Annotated in this window: 1 protein-coding gene; it reads left to right on the top strand. The window is 66.1% G+C overall.

What is annotated here, in order from left to right; genetic code table 11:
• Window positions 1-153 precede the first annotated feature (153 nt).
• On the top strand, window positions 154-761 hold a 608-nt coding region (locus BZY54_RS36160), incomplete at its 3' end, for an ABC transporter substrate-binding protein (RefSeq protein WP_143668197.1).

The raw sequence follows: 761 nt of genomic DNA, 5'->3' as shown, positions 1-761 counted from the left end.
CGCATCCACTGCCCCGACCGATTCACCCTGCCGTAGCCCTTGACGGGCCTTCCTCGAAGGGTTTAACTCACGTCCTAAATTAAGCCGTGAGGGCGCTTCAAGAGTCGAACGCTCCCTCGGCTTCTCGACTCCCGGAAAGGGACCCCAGGAGCCATGCGCAGCATCCGAGCCGCGGCCGTAGGCGCCGTCACCATGTCTCTCGCCCTTGCCGCCTCGGCCTGCGGAGGCGGTTCGTCGACGGGCGGCGGGTCCAACGACTCGCCGAAGACCCTCACGTACTGGGCCTCCAACCAGGGCGCAAGCGTCGAGATCGACAAGAAGGTCCTCCAGCCCGAGCTCGACAAGTTCGAGAAGCAGTACGGGATCAAGGTGAAACTGGAGGTCGTGCCCTGGTCGGATCTGCTCAACCGGATCCTGACCGCGACCACCTCCGGGCAGGGACCCGACGTCCTCAACATCGGCAACACCTGGAGCGCCTCCCTCCAGGCCACCGGTGCGCTGCTGCCGTGGGACGCGAAGAACTTCGCGAAGATCGGCGGCAAGGACCGATTCGTCGACTCCGCCCTCGGCTCGACCGGCGTCCAGGGCCAGGACCCGGCCGCCGTGCCGCTGTATTCGATGGCGTACGCGCTCTACTACAACAAGAAGATCTTCGCCGACGCCGGGATCGCCAAGCCGCCCACCACCTGGGCCGAGCTGGTCGCCGACGGGAAGAAGATCCAGGCGAAGGGCAAGCAGGTCCTCGGCGCCGAGGGGTCCAA

It is taken from the genome of Streptomyces carpinensis, from assembly GCF_002154505.1.
Taxonomy (GTDB): Bacteria; Actinomycetota; Actinomycetes; order Streptomycetales; family Streptomycetaceae; genus Streptomyces; species Streptomyces carpinensis.
Note: the sequence above shows the minus strand (reverse complement) of the source record. Positions and strands in the feature narration are given on the sequence as shown.